The organism is Nostoc sp. (genome assembly GCF_036917535.1).
GTDB lineage: Bacteria > Cyanobacteriota > Cyanobacteriia > Cyanobacteriales > Nostocaceae > Nostoc.
The window spans coordinates 186,510-205,062 of the sequence record NZ_JBALDA010000035.1 but is presented as its reverse complement, the minus strand read 5'-3'; the positions used below and the strand labels follow the sequence as shown (position 1 = coordinate 205,062).

Genomic DNA, 18,553 nt, shown 5'->3' with positions numbered 1-18,553 from the left:
ACAAGCCAATCGCCTGTTTTTTTCAAGTGCTTAATGTAGGGCGATCGCTTCATAAAAATATTACCATATATATAAATAAATACAAGTTAATCTATGCCTACCAAACAAATCACAGAGTATTTTAACTTCCTGTCTTCTGAAGATATTAGACTCAAAGACTCAAGAATTTGGATTGAAACAATTCTTTATGAATACATTGATTGTGGACGTTCTCCAGAAGAAATTGCCCAAATTTATCAAACAATATCTTTAGAGCAAATATATGCAACAATTCTTTATTATTTGCAAAACAAAGAAACTGTCAGTGCTTACATGAAAAACTGGATAGAACACGGTCATAGAATGCGAGAACAACAGCGGCTTAATCCCCCGCCAGTGTCAGAAAAACTGCCCCAACTCCGAATTGAAAGACAAGCTAAACAGCAAGCATGACACTGCAATATCTGATTGATGAAAATGTCAATCCTATATATCCAAATCAAATTAGACTACGAGAACCTGATATTGCGATCAAAGTGGTAGGAGAATCAGGAACTCCACCAAAAAGTACACTCGATCCAGAAATTCTGTGTTGGTGTGAGGATAATAATTTTATATTAGTGACAAATAACCGAACTTTTATGCCAGGACATTTAGCTGATCATCTTGCTGTTAATCTTCACATATCAGGGATTTTCATCCTCAATCCGAATTTGAGTATTGGTGAAAATAGAGAAGAACTTATAATAGTTGCTTTGGCATCAGAAGCCGATGAATATCAAGACAGAATAGTTTATTTACCATTACCCTAATAATAGGCGATTACCTACAGTACGCTACGCGATCACCAACTCAAAGACTGTTAAAATAAACCCATAACTAATTGATGCCATATCCATTCTATGACTATTGCTCAAGAATTAGATTCTCAAGAAGGCATCTGTCAAGATGTTATATTCCCTCCTGGTGATTTATATAGCGATGAGCCTCCCTTGGAAAGCGAACTTCATCTAGAGCAAATCATGCTCTTACTTAAATGCCTAAAATGGCTGTGGCGAGATAGAAATGATTTCTATGCAGCTGGAAATCTGACTATTTACTACAGTCCACGCCAACGCAAATCAGAACACTTTCGGGGGCCAGACTTTTTTGTCGTGCTGGGATGTGAACGTAAAACCCGTAAAAGCTGGGTAGTTTGGGAAGAAGATGGCAAATATCCGAATGTAATTCTAGAAATTTTGTCTGACTCAACAGCGAATACTGACAAAGATTTAAAGAAAACAATTTATCAAGATACCTTCCGCACACCCGATTATTTTTGGTTTGACCCTTACACACAAGAATTTGCGGGATTTCATTTAGTAGATGGAGAATATCAACCTCTACAAGCAGGCGAACAAGGATATTTGTGGAGTCATCAGCTAGGGTTATATTTGGGAGTTTATGAAGGTTTATTGCGGTTTTTTACACGAGATGGGCAACTAATACCAACACCGGAAGAAACGGCAGAACAGGTACAGCAAAAAGCTGAACAAGCTGAACAAAAAGCTGAACAAGCTGAACAAAAAGCTGAACAAGCCGAACAAAAGGCTGAACAAGCCGAACAAAAAGCTGAACGTTTAGCAGCAAAACTGCGGCAGTTAAATATTAATCCAGATACAATTTAGACCAGAGCTATTTCATTTAGGATAGTGTTGCGCTAAAAACTCCTCAGCTTCAGTCTTATCTTTAATTACTCTATCCAAGGTAGCAGCAAGCATATCATCTAATATTTGTCGATATTGAGGCCCTGGTTTATAACCCAGTTTTTTTAAATCATTGCCATTCAATAGTGGCTGCACATTAGCCCAAACAGTTAAATATTCCCAAATCTGATGTCTAAGCGATCGCGGACTTGGCAAAGCAATTAAAATCAGCATTGGTAAGTCGTACTGTCGCAACAACTGCACTACTTGACTGGGACTTTGACACTTAGGCAAAGATTCCATCACCTCAGTTTGGGCAGAAGCCAAGTTTTGCAAGCGTTTAATGCCATCTTCTTGCAGCTGTAGATTCTTTGCAACTTTCGCCCGATATTGTGGTGCTAGATGGGCGATTAACGCTTCTAAACGCATTTCCCAATTAATGAGGGTTGGTTGCGGGTCAAATCGCCGCAAACAGCGTTCTAGCAAACGTAATTGTCGCAAGAGTTCTGTGTCTAGCTTCAGGGTAAGATGGATGCATTGCAATGCTTCTAAGTTATCGAGTAACTGTAAAGCTGATTTCCAGTAGGGGGCTTCTAGGATGTGTTTTAGTTCTGTTTTCAGTCGAGTTTGCAGGGCTGGAGTTCTGCTATTCTCTTGAGCAGTGCGATCGTAAACACCACTGTTGATGGCATAGCGGATAAACTCTTCAGTTTGCGGTTCTATTTGAAATCCGAAGCGCACGGCAAAGCGCACGCCACGAAAAATGCGGGTGGGGTCTTCAATAAAGCTATTAGCGTGTAAAACCCGAATTTGTTTAGCTTGTAAATCTAGTAATCCACCAAAAAAATCGAGTAATTCACCAGTACGAGGGGAAGTCAGGCGCAAGGCGAGGGCGTTGATGCTAAAATCTCGGCGATACAAATCTTGACGAATGGAACTCGCCTCAACTTCTGGATTTGCGGCTGGATAAGGATAGAATTCTGTTCTAGCAGTGGCAATATCTACCCATAGAGAATCTAATTCTGGGTCTTTGTGCCACAACAAAGCCGCAGTTTGAAAAGCCCCGTGGATTTCTAAGCGAGCCATAGGGTAAAGTTGTTGGAGTGCATTTGCTAATTCCACACCAGCACCAACATCTGCTGATTTATGAAAGCCATCAACCACAAGATCGATATCTTTAATCATCAAAGTGCCCGCTACTGCTTTTGTTAATAGCAAATCCCGCACCGCACCGCCCACTAGGTAAAGATGCCAACTCCGTTTTTCTGCCTCTTGCGATGCTGTAGTGAGTAATTGCCATAGTTGCGGAGCAAGGCGATTTTGCAATTCAGTCCTGAGAGGAATTTTAAATTTTGTTAGCGCAGCGTTAGCGAGTCTGTGAGCGTCATTTTGAATTTTGAATTTTTGCTCCCCCTCTTGGTCTTCATCCTTTTCTTCATGCAATTCTCGCAAGACATCAGTACGGGTGACAATGCCCATTAACTGCTCATTTTCCAATACTGGTAAGCGTCCGATATCATAAGTCACCATCAACGACTCAATTTGTGGCAATGTCGTATCTGGTGTAATTGTTTTGAGATTCTTGGTCATGTAGCCCTTGACTGGTGCATGACTAAATCCGTGGTGTAAGGCAGTATCAATATCCCGCCGCGAAATAATACCTACTAGTTGTCCTTGAGTATCGATTACAAACAAACCAGAGTGTCCATAGCGTAATAAAATGCGTTGGGCTTCGGCAATTGTGGTTTCAGGCAAAATCGTGCGGACAGGAGAAGACATCAAATCCCTAGCAGTCAGGGGATGGGGAATTTGTGCTTTTATCCCGTCAAGGAGTTGTTTTAATATTGCCTGCGAATCAACTTCCCTTAGATTTAGCGATGCGGCTTGCGAATGACCGCCGCCACCCAAGAGTTGGAATAATAGGTTAAGATTCGTTTTGGGAATTTGCGATCGCCCAATTACAGTTAAGCGTGAATCCTCTTCACCTAAAGGATACTCATTAGCCAATAGTAAGGCATCAATTTCAGTTAATTCCACGAGCTCCGAAGCTAGGCTCGATAGCCCTGGTACAAAAGCCTCAGTTTTCAAAGTTACCCAAGCAACCGTATATCCATGTAGATAGAAAGATTCTAAACGTTCTAGAGATTCAGTTAATAGCTGCTGCAATTGCGGAGATAATCCCGGGTCACGGTAGGTGGAAATTACTGATAAACTAGCACCTTGTTCCATTAACCAAGCCAAAGCTAAAGCATCCCGTGCTGTGGACTGGTCATATGTCAAAGAGCCAGTGTCAACGTGGATACCCAAAGCCATTACAGTCGCTTCGGTAGGAGTCAAGGAAATTTCCTGTTGTTGCAATTGCTCGACGATTAAAGTTGTGGTGGCTCCTACTGAGTCAATATGTGATCGCGTCGCGGGAATATCTGATTCTTGTCCTAAGTGATGGTCATAAACTATAATCTCTTTTAGACTAGGTAAATCTAACCAATCAGCAGCTTTACCCAAGCGATCGCGCTGTTGTGTATCCACCACAGTCAAAGAGCGAATTGTTTCTGAATTCACCGAACGGCGTTCAATCAGAGAATATTTATCCCGATGCAATGCTAAAAAATCCCGTACAGTAGGATGAGAACCGCCAGGTAGCACAATCTTGCTTCCCGATAGTAGGCGCGTTAACCCTACTGCTGCTCCTAATGCGTCAAAATCTGCTGTTGTGTGGCAAAGAATTAAATCCATAGTTAAGAGCCATTAATCACTTGTACTTAGACAAAGGACAAATGACAAAAATGTTGCAATTTCTGCTAGCTTAAAAATAATAAGAAAGTGTCAGTGTCGCCCTTTAGGATATTCTATCTTTAGTATTTCACTGTATTGGGAGAAGCAAAAATGACCATAATATTCCAATTTGCCTTGATAGGTCTAGTCTTGTTGTCTTTTGTCCTAGTTGTGGGCGTTCCGGTTGCTTACGCCACTCCCCAAAATTGGGGTGAATCTAAAAAACTGCTCTGGGTTGGTTCTGGGGTCTGGATTGGTTTGGTATTTTTAGTTGGTTTGTTAAACTTTTTTGTCGTGTAGGTGACGGCTTCGCTCTGGCGCAAGCACATAATATAAGAACTAGAGGGGCAGAAAAGCCAAGGTCAAAGGTTAAGGGAAACAAGGGATTTTTTCTTTTTCCTACTAACTTCATCCTGACCGTGCTTTCCTGCTCCTCTACATTTAAATAAGAAATGTATATTGACCAGAAGTATAGTTGATAAAGAGGCAGTCATGGCAGTTTTCGAGGGAACTTTTACCCAAACGGAGCCTTTGCGGTTTGCAGTGGTGATTGGTCGATTCAATGACCTCGTTACCGGAAAGCTGTTAGAGGGATGTCAAGATTGTTTAAAACGCCACGGTGTAGACCCTAACCCCCAAGGTAATCAGGTGGACTATGTTTGGGTTCCGGGAAGTTTTGAGGTACCTTTAGTAGCTCGCCAATTAGCAATTTCCCATCGTTATGATGCTGTAATTTGTCTTGGCGCAGTCATTCGAGGACAAACCCCCCATTTTGATTATGTCTCCTCAGAGGTTTCTAAAGGCATTGCCGCCGCTAGCTTTCAAACTGGGGTGCCAGTAATTTTTGGCATTTTGACAGTAGATACTATGCAGCAGGCCTTAGAACGGGCAGGCATAAAAGGTAATCATGGCTGGGATTATGCCCTGAATGCCCTAGAAATGGCGAGCCTCATGCGGCAACTGCGTTCCAATCTGGCAGAGCCATATTCTCGTAATAGCCAGTCTTTACCACCCTCTTTTCAAAGTACCAGCGTCGGCAATTTAACTGTGGAGTCAGAAGAACTCGGCTAATCCGTCATTAGTCCTCTCTTACAAAGTTCTGAGCGGAGGTTTCCTCCGATAAGACTTTGCGCTTTGTCCTTTGTTATTCACTAATGACCATTGTACAGACGCGATTAATGAGCCAGCGCGTTGCGGTGAGGGGGTCGCAGTCTTGGCGGTTCCCGTTGATTGCGTTAGCGCAGCGTTAGCGACGAAGGAGCGTCACCCCCGAACCCGAAGGGGGGTTCCCACGCCACTTGCTCCACTTGGGGAAACCCCAAGACCGCAGTGGCTTCCCGTTGTAGCGACTGGCGTCGCGTCTGTACTGACTAATGACCAAATTAAGGGGTTGACAATGACAAATAAATCTGAGATATTAATACTTGGGTGATGATTGCGGGTATAGCTCAGTGGTAGAGCGTCACCTTGCCAAGGTGAATGTCGCGCGTTCGAATCGCGTTACCCGCTTCCAAGTAAAACCTCTTGAATTTAACAATTCCAAGAGGTTTAATGTTTTTAAGGTGCGTTGAAGTATTCGTAGATAAGCTCTGCACTCTTGTAAACCGCTCCAAATGTGAACAGATTCATTCAAGATTAGCCACAATTTATATTTGGACAAAGAGTTACACACTACAATAGATGTTTTAGCAATTCCCCCTTTGCAAATGCTTGTGAACTTTAAGGAATAGAGATTGGATCTAATGTCGATCTAATCTTGAGAACCGATAGTGATATATATTGGCCCAAAGGGAAATTAGCGGGTTTGTTAATGTGTGTTGTTTACGAGCGTAGCATTCCCAAAGGATTTGCTTTCGGAGTAGTCGCCACCTACGCTTAAAATTGTACCAGGTGTGTCAGCATAATAAATCCCCAAAAACGCAACCACATTACCTTGAAAGCGACAGATGAAAAGAAGAAAGTTTTTAAACAAGATCGCCAGCTACGGGGAAAGACTACAAATAGATAATTCCGTACTAATTTGGCAACTAGTATACTTAAAGTTAGATGCTTCTACTATATTTAATCAGGACAATGTTTGTATCGCCTTTCTATGTATATAAACACAGAAGCCTTTAAGGCATCATATTCTCGCAGTTCATGTAAAACACGCTCAAGTTATTAGAACGCTTGTGCAATCTCAAAAACCCGAAAAAATCGATTTCAATACCGAATACCCCTGTCCCTGTCGTCGCCGGGGTCAGTTAATTCCGATTACGCTAACAGAAGCATTTGGTTGCGATCGCTGTCAGCAAATCTTTGTCGTAGAAGATAATGGTCATGTTTTAGAACAGCTTTCTACCACCTATCCCTACAAACGGGCTTGGCGTTGGATGGGAAATAGTTGGCATGTTGTCCATCCCCGCTTGGGAGAAAGCTATCTGCCTATAGCGCTGGGCATTATTTTCGTGCTAGTGATTATATGGCTGCCATTAGCACTGCGATTGGCAAATGGTTCCAGCATTATTGCTTGGGCAATGGTGGCGGTGCTATTGGCTATCCTACCAGCACTAATGGTCTGGCTTACCTACAGACGTTAACTCAATGACTGTTGAAGTTTTAGATGACCACCCCGAACCGATTACTAGTGCCCAACGAGCCTATCAAGCTTCCCTAAAATTGGGACTCACAAAGGGAATAGACCGCAGTCGTGCAGTATTGGCAATGGCCAAGGCGATTGAGCGCTCATTTGATGACATTCTAGAAGCCAATACCTTGGATTTAGAAGCCAGTCGAGAAATGGCAGTGCCTGAGCTGATATTGGATTGGCTGAAACTGACTCCCACAAGGCTAGAGATGACAGTAGACATTTTACAAAGGTTGGGGGAATTATCAGATCCACTGCGACGCGTCAGAACTGCTGATTATCAACTGGAAGATTCCCAAAGTTACACTCAATTAATGCCTTTGGGAGTGATTGGATTTATTTATGAGGCGTTTCCCGATTTAGCGGCGATCGCAGCAGGTTTTTGTATCAAAACTGGTAATTGTATAATTCTCAAAGGCAGTACTGAAGCTAGCCATTCTAACGCGGTCATCGCTGAGGTACTGCAAAGTGCGATCGCAGAAGTTGGTCTAGCTCCGAGCTGTCTAGAACTGATCACAGCAGAACATGGTGCTTCGATTCGAGATTTAGTCACCCAAGACCAGTACGTGAATTTAGTTATTCCCTATGGACGTTCTAGCTTAGTGCAGCAGGTTGTCCGACAGTCAACTTGCCCAGTTTTAAAGTCAGCGATGGGTAACTGTTACCTTTACTGGTCGCTGAATAGTAGCTTAGAAATGGTGCGCTGGATGATTCTTAATAGCCATCAAAGTGAACCCGATCAAGTCAACGCCATTGAAAAGGTACTAATTCATCGTCAAGCTTTGCCATCATCAATAGCCGTTTTATGGAACAGCTTGATAGAAAAAGGCTTTGAAATTAAAGGTGATGCAGAACTAGTACAAGCCTTTCCTCAGTTGCAGCTGGTAAAAGAAGGCGAATGGGGAAACCCTTATTTAACAAGGACAGTAGCTTTTAAACTGGTAGATAGCTTAGAGGCTGCGATCGCTTGGATTAATGAATACAGTAGTGGTCATGCTGACTCCATCGTAACTGAATCCTATCAGGAAAGTCGGCAGTTTGCCTTGGGAGTTACCAGTGCCTCTACCTACATCAACACTTCCCCGCGTTTTTCTCGTAACCCTTCGCGGGGAGATTCAGTGTTTCTCGGTATGTCTAACCAAAAAGGTCATCGTCGGGGATTTATCAGCCTGGAAACCTTGACCACCGTTAAGCACATTGTTCAGGGGAATGGCAGGTTTTAAATAATTGGTAATTTATACAGTAGAATTCTGAATTCTGAAGTAAAACTATCTCAAATTACCGTGAATAATTAAATTCCCCACACCTCAACAGTGCTATCTCCACTCCAAATAAATAGTATCTGTCCATCTGAGCTAATTGCAAGACGAGTAATTGACGATGAGTGACTTGTAAGACTACAAAGTTCATATCCTCTCCGAATGTTCTACACTTTAATGGTTCCATCTTCTCGATTACCACTAAGCAAAAAGCGTTGATCTCCCTTAAGAAGGTGTTCCAGAGGGTTTGTGCTGTACTGTTGATGCAATACTGCTCGGTTAAGAATATTGTAGGTTGGGTTAAAGCAATGCGTTACCCAACATTTAGCGGGGTTTGTTAGGTTTCGTTCCTCAACCCAAGCTACATATTTTTATTTTTAGGCAAAACCTACGCAGTATTGACCGTTGATGGTACTAATTGATTCTGGAGTTAAGGTATGGATGGAAACAGGAGATCCGAAATTTGTTTTATTGAAGAGTTCCTTGAGCTTTATGCTGCTGGAAGAAGGGATTTCTCTGGACTGAGTTTTGATTCTATTGATGGTAATTTCTCTTTGTTGGAAGGAGCCGATCTCAGTAGAATTAATTTGGCTGGGGCTAACCTGGCCCAATTCAACCTGACTGGGATTAATTTCAATGGTGCTTATTTGGTTGCAATTGACTTTTCGGAAGGCTCTGTTTATGAATGTAACTTGAGTAGGGCTGATTTGCGAGGTGCCAATCTGATCAAGACTGGGTTGCATGCTAATTTGCGAAGTGCTGACTTGAGTTACGCCAACTTGACTAGGGCTAATTTGGCTGGAGCTATCGGTCCAGCCATCCTCAATCATACCAACCTGGCTGAAGCTGACCTCACAAACACTGTTGGTTTTATGCACAAGAATGGGTTGGAACTCCGTCAAGACAGATATAGCGACATTGGTACTTTTTTCTGGAATACCATCATGCCCGATGGAAGTATCGAAACTGGACCTGTCTATATTGCTGACTGGGTGTGATAGGTTGTCAATATTATCCTGTGCTGCCATCAAAGGGGCAGTAGTAAGTAAGTGATTTATATCTGTTAATATTTGCGGATATAGTAAATCCTATCTGAGTTACAAAAACTGCAAGAAATTTAAAAAAGGCACAGAATAGGGAAAATGACTATGAAAGCCAGAAGCGATCGCCTGGTAAGTTTTACAGTCAATAAATCTTTCTGAAGAGTTATTTTCGCATTTCTTTGCAATACTTAACTAACTTCTAATAAAAAAAGTAAACATAGATTAAAAATGATAACTAACATCATAATTTATTAAGTTATCCAGGCTAAATTGAGAGTATGCTTAATAATTGAAATCCAGTTGAAAATTTAAGTAAATAGGTGCAAATAAACTTAAACATTTGTTGAGCTTTTTGTACTTTGTCATTTGTTTGAGTGTTAAATACTAAAAAACAAAGTTTATTTGTGCCAAGTTACTGACTAGGTTGTTGAGCAAGGCAGTAAAAATCTGACCTGAGCCAAGTAATAACAGCGAAAACAAAAGTAAACTTCACAAAAATTACGTAAGATGATCAGAAGAATTTTGCTGGCTGTATCGGGATTGGGACACGCAGAGGAAATGCTCAAAACCCTGAAAGAAATCCCTTCAATTCAATCTGCAAAAGTTACAATTTTGCATGTTGTTCCTGCACAAAGTACTGCTACTACCATGACAGCTAAATGGGAAAATGGTGGTAAAATTCTGGCGAATGCCATTCAAACCTTGAACTTAGATCCTAGCCAAGTTTCTTCAATTTTGCGTGAAGGCGACCCTAAAGATGTGGTTTGCCAAGTCGCTGATGAAATCGACGCTGACTTGATTATTATGGGTTCACGTGGACTGAAGCGGTTGCAATCGATTTTATCGAACTCAGTCAGTCAGTATGTTTTCCAACTATCTTCTCGCCCCATGTTGCTGGTAAAAGATGACATTTATGTTAAAAGAATTAAGCGCATTATGGTGGCAATAGACAATTCTGATTCAGCAAAAAATTGCTTGAAATTGGCATTGTTTTTACTCCGAGATATTCCAGGCGGCGAGTTAATTTTGGCAAATATTAGTACGGATTTTGGGGGTAAAAAATCGGAAATAACCCAGGTTAACTCAGATAAAAATCCAGTTTTAGCAGCCGCTGTTGCAGAAGCTGAGAAACAAGGCATCAAATCTCGTTCTTATATCAGCAGTGGCAAGCCTGGTGAAGAAATTTGTCGACTGGCAGAAGAGTTGAATATAGACTTATTATTGCTCGGTTCTCCAGATCGTCGTCCATCGATCGCTAAGAGTTTTGTTGATATAGATCGGCTCATCGGATCTTCCTTGTCTGACTATGTTCGAGTCAATGCCACTTGTCCGGTATTGTTGGCACGGTCAATCGCTTAAAGTAAACAGTGCTGAGTATAATAATTGTTGTCATAAAATAGCAAACAAGTAATACCAATTTGAAAAAAGAATGCGACAGATACATACGGACATACCTTTGTTCTGTCTGGCTTTGCTTAATGCGTGAATTTTGTTAGCGCAGCGTAAAGCCTTCTCTTCTCTTTCAGAGACGAAGACAGCGAACGAGAGGCTTCGCCAACGGCATGGCAACTCTTAGAGACGCTACGCGAACGCTTAGAGCGAGTCCGCGAGCGTCATTTTGAATTTTGAATTGGTATAATATTTGTCTTGTCTTTACTATTCAGCACCTAGCACAGGCTACGCTAACAGCACTAATTTGATAGTTGATAAATAAAAACCCCTGCACCAATAGTGTAGGGGTTATTTATTTTATAGACAAACTCTTAACTATCTTTTCCACCTTCGCGGCTAGCAGTTTGGATGTACAGAATTAGTAAAAACACAGCAGGGACTAGTACGAACAAAATGCTCGCTATGAACCCCAGGTCATTAACTTGCATGGCAAGAAAGCCTCTCTTAAATTTCCAGTCAACAACATTAGGATAGCATCAACGATGACAGAGTTATACCAATTCAAAATTCAAAATGTCTGCGTAGCGTCTTGTAGAGAGGAAACTCAATTTTGGTAAGTATTTTGACTACTGACTGGATACATGACAGATTTGAGAACTTAAGGCTTCGTGACTACGCTGACTGAACCATTCACTAAAGTTTGACAGGCAAGGCGGTAACTTTCTGGCTTTTTCTTGAATTTTCGGTTCTCTACGTCTGTGCGAGGGGAAAGATTTTTTAGTCCTTCGACTATTTCCACAACACAAGTACCACACTGACCATTACCACCACAATTGGTCATCTTGCCAATCAATGTATATATATCAATGCCATTTTGTATCGCTTTGAGGCGGAGATTAGCACCATCTGCCGCCACTACTTCTTTATTTTCTTTGATGAATTTGATATTACCCACAACTAATTCCTCCTTGACTATAAGCTTGACTTTCAAGGCTTCATATTGACATAGCTTGATTAATATCTTATTTATTATAATAATTTATTGCAAAATATTAATAAATATTAATTTTATCAAACACAAGGCTGCAAAAAAATAGGACAGGTACTCTACCTGTCCTATAAATTGAACAATAGATTAACTTATCTAAATCCCACAGCTGCTTGCCAAACGAAAGCAAGCAATAAGAAGAATACGGGGATAACTGGGAGAACGTCTACCAAAGGATCGAAGATTTGGTAAGCTTCTGGCAGTTTTGCTAATAAAAGTGCTGCTTCCATGTTTGTTTAAATCCACCTATCCAACACAGCTTTCATAATTGAGAAGTATCTTAACATGGTTTGGTCATTGGTCATTAATCCTCTGCTCTTCCACTCTCGATTTCTCATTTCCCCTTTCTTCGGTGAGCCAGTGACCAAATTCTGCAACAAAGCGATCGCTCAATATTGCTTCTCGAATTTTTTGCGTAAAGCGAATTAGTTCGGTAATGTTGTGAATGCTCAACAAGGTATAAGCCAAAATTTCCTGCGATCGCACTAAATGAGATATGTAAGCACGGCTAAAATTTTGACAAGTGTAGCACAAACAAGTTTCATCTAATGAGGTAAAGTCTTCACGAAACTTAGCATTTTTTAAATTCCAGCGTCCGCCTTGGACTATTGCTGTACCATGTCTTGCCCAGCGGGTGGGAATGACGCAATCAAATAAGTCTATACCAGATGCGATCGCGATCGCCATTTCTCGATAAGTACCCACACCCATCAAGTAACGCGGCTTTTCGGGGGGTAGAAGCGGTGCTGTTACTTTGACAACCTCAGCCATCAATTCTGGCGGTTCTCCCACACTCACGCCACCAATGGCATATCCAGGCAAATCCAACTTAGCCAAAGCTTCCGCCGCACGGCAACGCAAATCCAAATACACGCCCCCTTGCACAATCCCAAACAATGCCTGATCGCTGCGTTGATGAGCTGTTATACAGCGTTCTAACCAGCGGTAAGTGCGCTTAGTTGCAGTTTCTACTTCTTGGCGAGTCGCTGGGTAGGGCGGACACTCATCAAAGGCCATAATCACATCGGCCCCCAAAGTATTTTGAATCTCAATGGAGCGCTCTGGTGTTAAGTTAATAATTTGTCCATTATGGGGCGAGCGAAAAGTTACGCCTTCTTCAGTAATTTTTCGCATTTCGCTTAAGCTGAAGACTTGAAACCCACCCGAATCTGTGAGCATTGGGCCGTTCCAACCCATAAATTTATGCAACCCACCACCTCCAGCCACGATCGCTTCCCCTGGTTGTACGTGAAGATGATAAGTATTAGATAATATCATTTGCGCCCCAGTATCTCGTAGCTGAGATGGAGTAATAGTTTTGACATTTGCCAGCGTTCCCACTGGCATAAATCTGGGGGTTTCTACAAGACCGTGAGGGGTGAAAAATACTCCTGCTCTAGCTTTTGTCTGACTACAGCAAGCAAAACATTGAAAAGAAAAATTCGCACTCATGCCATTTGGAATTTTAGATTTTGCGAAAAGTTTGAGCGGAGGTTTCTTCCAATCAAAATTTTTCAAGACAGATTTTGGATTGTGAAACACTTAATCGGTATAGGAGTTTCAGAAATCTATAATTAGTACAACGCGGCAGAAATAAACCTACTATTTCATTACAGCCAGAAAGCCCAAAATAAAAGCTTTTTAACTTTTGAACGCCAGTTGCTTCTCCCAAGGGGAGACGCTGCGCGTAGCTTGCTTCCCCAAAGGGGTACAAGTCGTCAGAGCCGACGACAGTCGCCTCAAGTCGGGAAACCATGAAGGCAGTTCCTCCTGGGGGGAACCCCCTCTAAGCGACTGCCTCACCACGGTGCTGTCTCCCCAACGCACTGGCTCCTTTTGACTTTTGCCTTGCGATACTAGCAGCCATAAAACCAAATGGTATTAGGGCAAAATTAATATTATTTGGCTAAATTATGAACAAACATCAAGATTGGTAATTGAGTTTTAGCGAACACTTAAGCATTCATTACTCACCTAGTACAACACGGCGTAAATAAACATACCATTTAAAATGACGCGAAAGCCCGGAACACAATACTTTTGACTTTTGAACGCCAGTTGCTTGGCTGTCGGCAGAGCCGGATGCCGGTCGCTCATGAGGGAAACCCCCAAGACCGCGCTGTCTCCCCAACGCACTGGCTCCTTTTGACTTCCGCGCAGCGGTACTAGTTACCAACTTTAAGAGTATATACTCTAAATAATTGTTATTTAGAAAGAATCAGAACAGTCATCATCGATTTCTGCATCCCACTTGGCTGAGAGTACTTGTTCCATCATCGCTTCTATAGCGCTGACATTGAAGCTTCGCTCTCGTCGCTCTTGTAAAGGGGTTGATCGGGGAATTAACCGCAGACACACTCCTTCTTGCATCAAATCGAAGTAAGTTTCTTGTTGCGACGACTGTTTTAGTTCCAAGTAATCAAAACTACAAACATTCAGATATAGCGCGCGGTTAGCCACTAGGGTAGACCTTTGCGGATTGGCAAAAACTTCCATCACATCCCCTTCACCCTCGCTCAGTACCTTATCTTCTTGGGTGTAGATGTAGTGGACTCGACCTAAATCCGCTAGCAATCGCCGGATGTCGAGCTTATTCACAATAATGCCCGTGTTAATAATGCACGGAGCTGGTATCCTGGTGTCGGGTAGATGATAACTCATAGGAAAATAGCGATTGAGCTAAGGAGAGCGACAACATAGCTAAACTGTCATAATTGAATAGCTTGTTTACTCCCTACATTTAAAAAAATATCAATTTTCTGGGGCAATCGTCTAATAATTTAGAGTAAGTTTTTAGTTAACGAATACAAAACACAAATTTTGCTCCCTGATGAAATTTTAACTTTCTAAATCGCTTATCTTTGTATAAGAAACTACTCTAAAATACTGGCTTGCCACTTAGACCAGCATAACAAAATTTTCCAAGAGAATGTCTGATAGAAGTAAATCTTATTTAAAGTTTTAAAGTCTGGTTATGTTGTACCGAAATCAATACTATTATCCAGCAGTTTACCAAATATTAATGTAATTCAGATGACGAAACAGCAACAGTGGTGGAAAAAGCTGCTGTTAAAGCTGGCAGCTAGTATTATATTTTACACTAGTATTCCACTACCGTATTTGAACGGATTGGACTTTCAAGGAGTGGCACATCTTGCTTCGCTTGTCGGGTTGATAATTGGGGGAATTTTAGGATTACTGGATACGGGGATAGATTATATTGGTATGCCCGTGCTAACTCGTAGTGCTTTGGTAGTAAGTGTTTGGATTGTCATAACTGGAGGATTGCACTTAGATGGGGCAATGGATACTGCCGATGGTTTAGCAGTGGGCGACCCAGATCGGCGACTGGAGGTGATGGCAGATAGTGCTACAGGAGCTTTTGGAGCAATGGCTGCGATCGCCTTGGTGATACTGAAAATAACAGCTTTAGCGGATATGCCAGAAAACCGTTGGTTATTGCTGATGGCTGCTTGTGGCTGGGGACGTTGGGGACAACAACTAGCGATCGCCCGATATCCTTATCTGAAAGCAACTGGTAAAGGCGCATTTCACAAACAAGCAATTCGTTCTTACAAAGATTTGTTACCGGGATTGTTATTGTTGTTTAGTTTGAGTGGTTTACTTTGGCTAATAGATAAACAGCAGCTATTTCTCGCACTGGCAATGATAGTTGTTGGAAGTGCGATCGCCACTTTAACTGGTGCATGGTTCAATTACAAATTAGGGGGACACACTGGAGATACTTACGGCGCAGTCGTTGAGTGGACTGAAGCTTTATTTCTTTGTTTATTGACAGTTTTTTAAGAAATGGGGAGTAGGGGAGGCAGGGGGGACAAGGGGACAAAGGAGACAAGGGGGAATTATTAAACAAGTCTCTCCCCGAAGTTCTGATGCCTACGGCAGGCTACGCCAACGCCGGAAGCCGACGCTCAGACTTCTCTCCTTATCTCTCCCCTCTGACTTGTCTACCTTGTCTCTTCTCAATGCCCCATGCCCACTTCATTTAATCGGTTGCAACTTTGTCACTTTAAGTTTAAAAGCCCCAACCCCGGTTTCCCCAAAAGACCGGACACGAATAACATAATTTCCTGTCTCTACGATGCGAGTAAAGAGTAAGGAATTGCTACTACCATCAGGACCATCATCATTTTCTGCTAAAGTCGAACCATCAGGTGCCAGCAGTGTGATGATACTGTCAAAGTTTTCCGATGACAGGTCAACTGCTAAATTATCGCCCTTCTGCAACTTCACTGTGTAATCACGGGCAAACCCACCTTGACCTGTGGGAATGTCTTTGTCGGACAGGCTATCGGAAAGTTCAGTACTGTTAGATAAAGGTATTGGACTATACAATTTATTTTGAGCAAAAGCTGCACTTATACTAATGCCTATTGCCAGCAATGTGGCAGGAATGATGATGAGTTGTTTTAAACCTGCCGCAAAAACTTTATTCATACATTTTAAGCAATTTTTCTACAAAAATAGGTTAAATCGGTCAATATGTCCACTTATTAGTCAAAGCTCGCGCGTTAATTTTTGATTTACCCGTCTTTGACGGCAGTGGCTACAGCTACTAATCCTAAGACCACAATTCCATACTGACGAAGTGTTTGCACAGCAGATCTGGCAGTAGCACCAGTAGTATAAATGTCGTCCACTAAAAGCACAGGGACATTTGGAGGACGATGGCGAAATTCTTGCCCAATAGCAAAAGCTTTGTCCAAGTTTTTTTCTCGTTTAGATACCGACAAACCAAACTGCGCTTCAGTTTCTCGCACTCTTGCTAAACCGTTTAGTTTCAATTTTAATCCAGTAATTTCGCAGAAGCTTTGTGCTATCAGTGCGGCTTGATTGTATTTACGTTGTTTTTGTTTGCTAGTGTGGAGTGGGATAGGAACTACTATAGGCTGGCTATCTCGCCTTGGTGAATTTAACAACCATGCTTCTCCTAACCACTGACCCAAAGGACGAGCTATTTGGGGTTGATTTTCGTATTTCATCGCTGCGATCGCCCGTTTCACCGGGCCACCATATTCCGCCCAGCCAAACACTGGTATAGGCTCTTGCCATAGAAAAATCGGGTCTTTACGTTGACATTTTTGCAGTTGTCTGGTGCAGTTGTGACAAAATTCTTGCGAAGTTGCGCGTTGACATAGGGGGCAATGGTATTGAAGAAAAAGATTGAGTAAGCCTGTGAGATTTTTAATCCAAGCGTGCATTTAAAATTGTCCTTTGTCATTAGTCATTAGTCATTAGTCTTTGACCAATGACTTAACATACACGCGATCGCACCTTGTTGTTTCTACTCCTGTTGCTGGAGTGTAGCCATTGCTTTCATACAGCTTGACTGCTTCCACCAAAACACTGGCGGTTTCAATCCAAATTTGTTGAAAACCACGCTTTGCGATCGCTGCTTCTAGCTGTTGTAACAAATATTTCCCTAATCCCAAACCCCTGATGCTGGGTAAAAGATACATTTTGCGGATTTCTACAGCTTTTTTGCCTCGGTGTATGGGGTAATATGCTCCAGTACCTACTAACTGGCTTTGGTGTTCAATTACCCAAAACTCTCCCCCAGTAGCTAAATAATATTCTTCTACTCGCAGCACATCTTGGTCAGCACCCTTTGGTTCCCAACCCAGACCGTATTCTGATAATACATAACTGATGACTTCAGCGGCTCTTGTGCGATCGCTTTCCACCCAATCACGAATTAAAAAATCTTGATAATAGTTTTTCATTACCATTTGCTGGTCAAGTTTACACAGAAAATTTTTCTGCATCTATATCCCAATTTACTCAGCAAATAGCAATTCTTGCAGAGTCGATTTCAGGCTGTACTCTCAAGGCGTGAATTATGCCAGTGCTGAAAAACAGTCATCTTTAACAAAGAAATCGGCTAATCCCTGCTGATGGAGACAATACCCCTATAAGCCTGAACTTGATTTTTGTCAGTAACTATGAGATATTTCATTTGAAATTTAAAATACTGTATTACGATAAATTTACTGATAATTTTTGCCAAGTAACAAGGTGTATAAACTTTTTGATATGAATTTAAGTTTTTTTTTAAAGCATCTACTGTGATTTTAAAAACTGGCAAAAGCAAGGCATTAAATCTTTTCCTAATGTGCCAGACTTAAACCAGACATTGCGACCATCGTTAGATAAATTAAACAGAGAATTTCTCTTTGCTTTAACAGAACTGACTTCTGTTCTAGGTTGTCCACAGATACAGAAATTAATTCAGTCACGTTCCCAGGTAATTATTCAGGGAAATGGTATTGATCGGCAAGTGCAGAACCTAGCAATTTCACCCTTGCTGCAATTTAAAAGCTCTTCTTGCAGAGTAGTTTCCTTGCCTAAATTAGAAATTTCGATAATGGACAAAAAGCCGTGAGCAGTAGCTATGTGGAGGGGCGAAAAGTGGTTGACTGGGATTACCATCATGACAATCTCAGCAACAACGCGATCGTCGGCTCCTTTTTTGCTAGATGACATAGTTGACCACAACTACTGCACCTTCAGCTGCAAAATGTTTGGCAATAGAGACACCGATATCTATCGAGAGCAAAAACAACTGCGGTAAAGCGATCGCCCATGTTGAGTTTGTTGAAAATTATAATAGGCAGTTGTTGCTTCTATGATTAACAGCTTGTGTGATTGGGTTAGTGATAGAGAATTTAATAAATAAATAAGAGGGGTAAAGGGTAAAAGATTGATAATAGTTGCCCATCATAGGA

General features: G+C 41.7%; 21 protein-coding genes and 1 tRNA gene. 12 read left to right on the top strand and 10 right to left on the bottom strand.

Annotated elements, in window-relative coordinates:
- Positions 1-93 precede the first annotated feature (93 nt).
- The 3 genes from V7K56_RS12125 to V7K56_RS12115 all read left to right on the top strand — a co-directional run bounded on the left by V7K56_RS12125 (position 94) and on the right by V7K56_RS12115 (position 1,646).
- A complete protein-coding gene (locus tag V7K56_RS12125) occupies positions 94-432 on the top strand; it encodes a DUF433 domain-containing protein (RefSeq protein ID WP_334910701.1) in 339 nt (112 codons plus the stop codon).
- On the top strand, positions 429-791 hold the full coding sequence (locus V7K56_RS12120; protein ID WP_334910699.1) for a DUF5615 family PIN-like protein: 363 nt from the start codon (positions 429-431) through the stop codon (positions 789-791). Before V7K56_RS12125 ends, V7K56_RS12120 begins: the two co-directional genes overlap by 4 nt.
- Before the next feature lie 90 nt (positions 792-881).
- The gene (locus V7K56_RS12115) at positions 882-1,646 is read left to right on the top strand and encodes a Uma2 family endonuclease (protein ID WP_334910697.1); all 765 of its coding nucleotides are present in this window, start codon (positions 882-884) and stop codon (positions 1,644-1,646) included.
- A 12-nt stretch (positions 1,647-1,658) separates the two neighbouring features.
- On the opposite strand, the gene V7K56_RS12110 is transcribed toward V7K56_RS12115, so the two are convergent.
- Positions 1,659-4,400: a CBS domain-containing protein gene (locus V7K56_RS12110; RefSeq protein ID WP_334910695.1), complete on the bottom strand. Its 2,742-nt coding sequence runs from the start codon at positions 4,398-4,400 to the stop codon at positions 1,659-1,661.
- Between the two features lie 150 nt (positions 4,401-4,550).
- Between V7K56_RS12110 and psbZ the strand changes: the two genes are divergently transcribed.
- From psbZ to V7K56_RS12075, 7 genes are all read left to right on the top strand, one after another.
- On the top strand, positions 4,551-4,739 hold the full coding sequence (psbZ, locus tag V7K56_RS12105) for a photosystem II reaction center protein PsbZ (protein WP_179068007.1): 189 nt from the start codon (positions 4,551-4,553) through the stop codon (positions 4,737-4,739).
- Positions 4,740-4,931: 192 nt separating this feature from the next.
- Positions 4,932-5,510, top strand: coding sequence for a 6,7-dimethyl-8-ribityllumazine synthase (ribH, locus tag V7K56_RS12100; protein ID WP_334910693.1), 579 nt, complete (start codon positions 4,932-4,934; stop codon positions 5,508-5,510).
- 366 nt (positions 5,511-5,876) lie between these two features.
- Positions 5,877-5,948 (top strand) — tRNA-Gly (locus tag V7K56_RS12095).
- A gap of 662 nt (positions 5,949-6,610) precedes the next feature.
- Entirely contained in the window at positions 6,611-7,018 is a 408-nt protein-coding gene (locus tag V7K56_RS12090) for a hypothetical protein (protein WP_094348002.1), read from the top strand.
- Positions 7,019-7,022: 4 nt separating this feature from the next.
- A complete protein-coding gene (locus V7K56_RS12085; RefSeq protein ID WP_334910691.1) occupies positions 7,023-8,288 on the top strand; it encodes a glutamate-5-semialdehyde dehydrogenase in 1,266 nt (421 codons plus the stop codon).
- A 473-nt stretch (positions 8,289-8,761) separates the two neighbouring features.
- Positions 8,762-9,322 (top strand): pentapeptide repeat-containing protein, encoded by a 561-nt coding sequence (locus V7K56_RS12080; protein ID WP_334910689.1) that lies wholly within the window; start codon positions 8,762-8,764, stop codon positions 9,320-9,322.
- 552 nt (positions 9,323-9,874) lie between these two features.
- Complete coding sequence (locus V7K56_RS12075; protein ID WP_334910687.1) at positions 9,875-10,726, top strand: universal stress protein; 852 nt, start codon at positions 9,875-9,877, stop codon at positions 10,724-10,726.
- 404 nt (positions 10,727-11,130) lie between these two features.
- Here the strand turns inward: V7K56_RS12075 and psbM are convergent, their stop codons facing one another.
- The 6 genes from psbM to V7K56_RS12045 all read right to left on the bottom strand — a co-directional run bounded on the left by psbM (position 11,131) and on the right by V7K56_RS12045 (position 14,468).
- Positions 11,131-11,247, bottom strand: a complete 117-nt coding sequence (gene psbM / locus V7K56_RS12070; RefSeq protein WP_084227279.1) for a photosystem II reaction center protein PsbM — start codon at positions 11,245-11,247, stop codon at positions 11,131-11,133.
- A 170-nt stretch (positions 11,248-11,417) separates the two neighbouring features.
- Positions 11,418-11,714 carry a 2Fe-2S iron-sulfur cluster-binding protein gene (locus V7K56_RS12065; RefSeq protein WP_334910685.1) on the bottom strand — a complete coding sequence of 99 codons (297 nt, stop codon included), beginning with the start codon at positions 11,712-11,714 and terminating at the stop codon, positions 11,418-11,420.
- 185 nt (positions 11,715-11,899) lie between these two features.
- A complete protein-coding gene (locus V7K56_RS12060) occupies positions 11,900-12,037 on the bottom strand; it encodes a photosystem II reaction center protein K (RefSeq protein ID WP_006195022.1) in 138 nt (45 codons plus the stop codon).
- 64 nt (positions 12,038-12,101) lie between these two features.
- Positions 12,102-13,259, bottom strand: coding sequence for a tRNA guanosine(34) transglycosylase Tgt (tgt, locus tag V7K56_RS12055; protein ID WP_334910683.1), 1,158 nt, complete (start codon positions 13,257-13,259; stop codon positions 12,102-12,104).
- A 52-nt stretch (positions 13,260-13,311) separates the two neighbouring features.
- Entirely contained in the window at positions 13,312-13,563 is a 252-nt protein-coding gene (locus V7K56_RS12050; RefSeq protein ID WP_334910681.1) for a hypothetical protein, read from the bottom strand.
- 452 nt (positions 13,564-14,015) lie between these two features.
- On the bottom strand, positions 14,016-14,468 hold the full coding sequence (locus V7K56_RS12045; protein WP_334910679.1) for a hypothetical protein: 453 nt from the start codon (positions 14,466-14,468) through the stop codon (positions 14,016-14,018).
- A gap of 372 nt (positions 14,469-14,840) precedes the next feature.
- Here V7K56_RS12045 and cobS point away from each other — a divergent pair, with 372 nt between their 5' ends.
- Positions 14,841-15,614: an adenosylcobinamide-GDP ribazoletransferase gene (cobS, locus tag V7K56_RS12040; protein ID WP_334910676.1), complete on the top strand. Its 774-nt coding sequence runs from the start codon at positions 14,841-14,843 to the stop codon at positions 15,612-15,614.
- A 195-nt stretch (positions 15,615-15,809) separates the two neighbouring features.
- Here cobS and V7K56_RS12035 read toward each other — a convergent pair whose 3' ends face one another.
- The 3 genes from V7K56_RS12035 to V7K56_RS12025 form a co-directional block, all read right to left on the bottom strand.
- Positions 15,810-16,265 carry a PPC domain-containing protein gene (locus tag V7K56_RS12035; protein ID WP_334910671.1) on the bottom strand — a complete coding sequence of 152 codons (456 nt, stop codon included), beginning with the start codon at positions 16,263-16,265 and terminating at the stop codon, positions 15,810-15,812.
- A gap of 86 nt (positions 16,266-16,351) precedes the next feature.
- On the bottom strand, positions 16,352-17,029 hold the full coding sequence (locus tag V7K56_RS12030) for a ComF family protein (RefSeq protein ID WP_334910669.1): 678 nt from the start codon (positions 17,027-17,029) through the stop codon (positions 16,352-16,354).
- Positions 17,030-17,062: 33 nt separating this feature from the next.
- Complete coding sequence (locus V7K56_RS12025) at positions 17,063-17,551, bottom strand: GNAT family N-acetyltransferase (RefSeq protein WP_334910667.1); 489 nt, start codon at positions 17,549-17,551, stop codon at positions 17,063-17,065.
- Between the two features lie 668 nt (positions 17,552-18,219).
- On the opposite strand from V7K56_RS12025, the gene V7K56_RS12020 reads away from it, so the two are divergent.
- Positions 18,220-18,399: a hypothetical protein gene (locus V7K56_RS12020; RefSeq protein WP_334910665.1), complete on the top strand. Its 180-nt coding sequence runs from the start codon at positions 18,220-18,222 to the stop codon at positions 18,397-18,399.
- Positions 18,400-18,553 lie beyond the last annotated feature (154 nt).

Bases quoted from the DNA above. Each gene is read 5' to 3' on its own strand.
- V7K56_RS12125 (WP_334910701.1), top strand. From the start codon at position 94: ATGCCTACCAAACAAATCACAGAGTATTTTAACTTCCTGTCTTCTGAA.
- V7K56_RS12120 (WP_334910699.1), top strand. From the start codon at position 429: ATGACACTGCAATATCTGATTGATGAAAATGTCAATCCTATATATCCA.
- V7K56_RS12115 (WP_334910697.1), top strand. From the start codon at position 882: ATGACTATTGCTCAAGAATTAGATTCTCAAGAAGGCATCTGTCAAGAT.
- V7K56_RS12110 (WP_334910695.1), bottom strand. From the start codon at position 4,400: ATGGATTTAATTCTTTGCCACACAACAGCAGATTTTGACGCATTAGGA.
- psbZ (WP_179068007.1), top strand. From the start codon at position 4,551: ATGACCATAATATTCCAATTTGCCTTGATAGGTCTAGTCTTGTTGTCT.
- ribH (WP_334910693.1), top strand. From the start codon at position 4,932: ATGGCAGTTTTCGAGGGAACTTTTACCCAAACGGAGCCTTTGCGGTTT.
- V7K56_RS12085 (WP_334910691.1), top strand. From the start codon at position 7,023: ATGACTGTTGAAGTTTTAGATGACCACCCCGAACCGATTACTAGTGCC.
- V7K56_RS12080 (WP_334910689.1), top strand. From the start codon at position 8,762: ATGGATGGAAACAGGAGATCCGAAATTTGTTTTATTGAAGAGTTCCTT.
- V7K56_RS12075 (WP_334910687.1), top strand. From the start codon at position 9,875: ATGATCAGAAGAATTTTGCTGGCTGTATCGGGATTGGGACACGCAGAG.
- psbM (WP_084227279.1), bottom strand. From the start codon at position 11,247: ATGCAAGTTAATGACCTGGGGTTCATAGCGAGCATTTTGTTCGTACTA.
- V7K56_RS12060 (WP_006195022.1), bottom strand. From the start codon at position 12,037: ATGGAAGCAGCACTTTTATTAGCAAAACTGCCAGAAGCTTACCAAATC.
- tgt (WP_334910683.1), bottom strand. From the start codon at position 13,259: ATGAGTGCGAATTTTTCTTTTCAATGTTTTGCTTGCTGTAGTCAGACA.
- V7K56_RS12050 (WP_334910681.1), bottom strand. From the start codon at position 13,563: ATGGTTTCCCGACTTGAGGCGACTGTCGTCGGCTCTGACGACTTGTAC.
- V7K56_RS12045 (WP_334910679.1), bottom strand. From the start codon at position 14,468: ATGAGTTATCATCTACCCGACACCAGGATACCAGCTCCGTGCATTATT.
- cobS (WP_334910676.1), top strand. From the start codon at position 14,841: ATGACGAAACAGCAACAGTGGTGGAAAAAGCTGCTGTTAAAGCTGGCA.
- V7K56_RS12035 (WP_334910671.1), bottom strand. From the start codon at position 16,265: ATGAATAAAGTTTTTGCGGCAGGTTTAAAACAACTCATCATCATTCCT.
- V7K56_RS12030 (WP_334910669.1), bottom strand. From the start codon at position 17,029: ATGCACGCTTGGATTAAAAATCTCACAGGCTTACTCAATCTTTTTCTT.
- V7K56_RS12025 (WP_334910667.1), bottom strand. From the start codon at position 17,551: ATGAAAAACTATTATCAAGATTTTTTAATTCGTGATTGGGTGGAAAGC.
- V7K56_RS12020 (WP_334910665.1), top strand. From the start codon at position 18,220: ATGTGGAGGGGCGAAAAGTGGTTGACTGGGATTACCATCATGACAATC.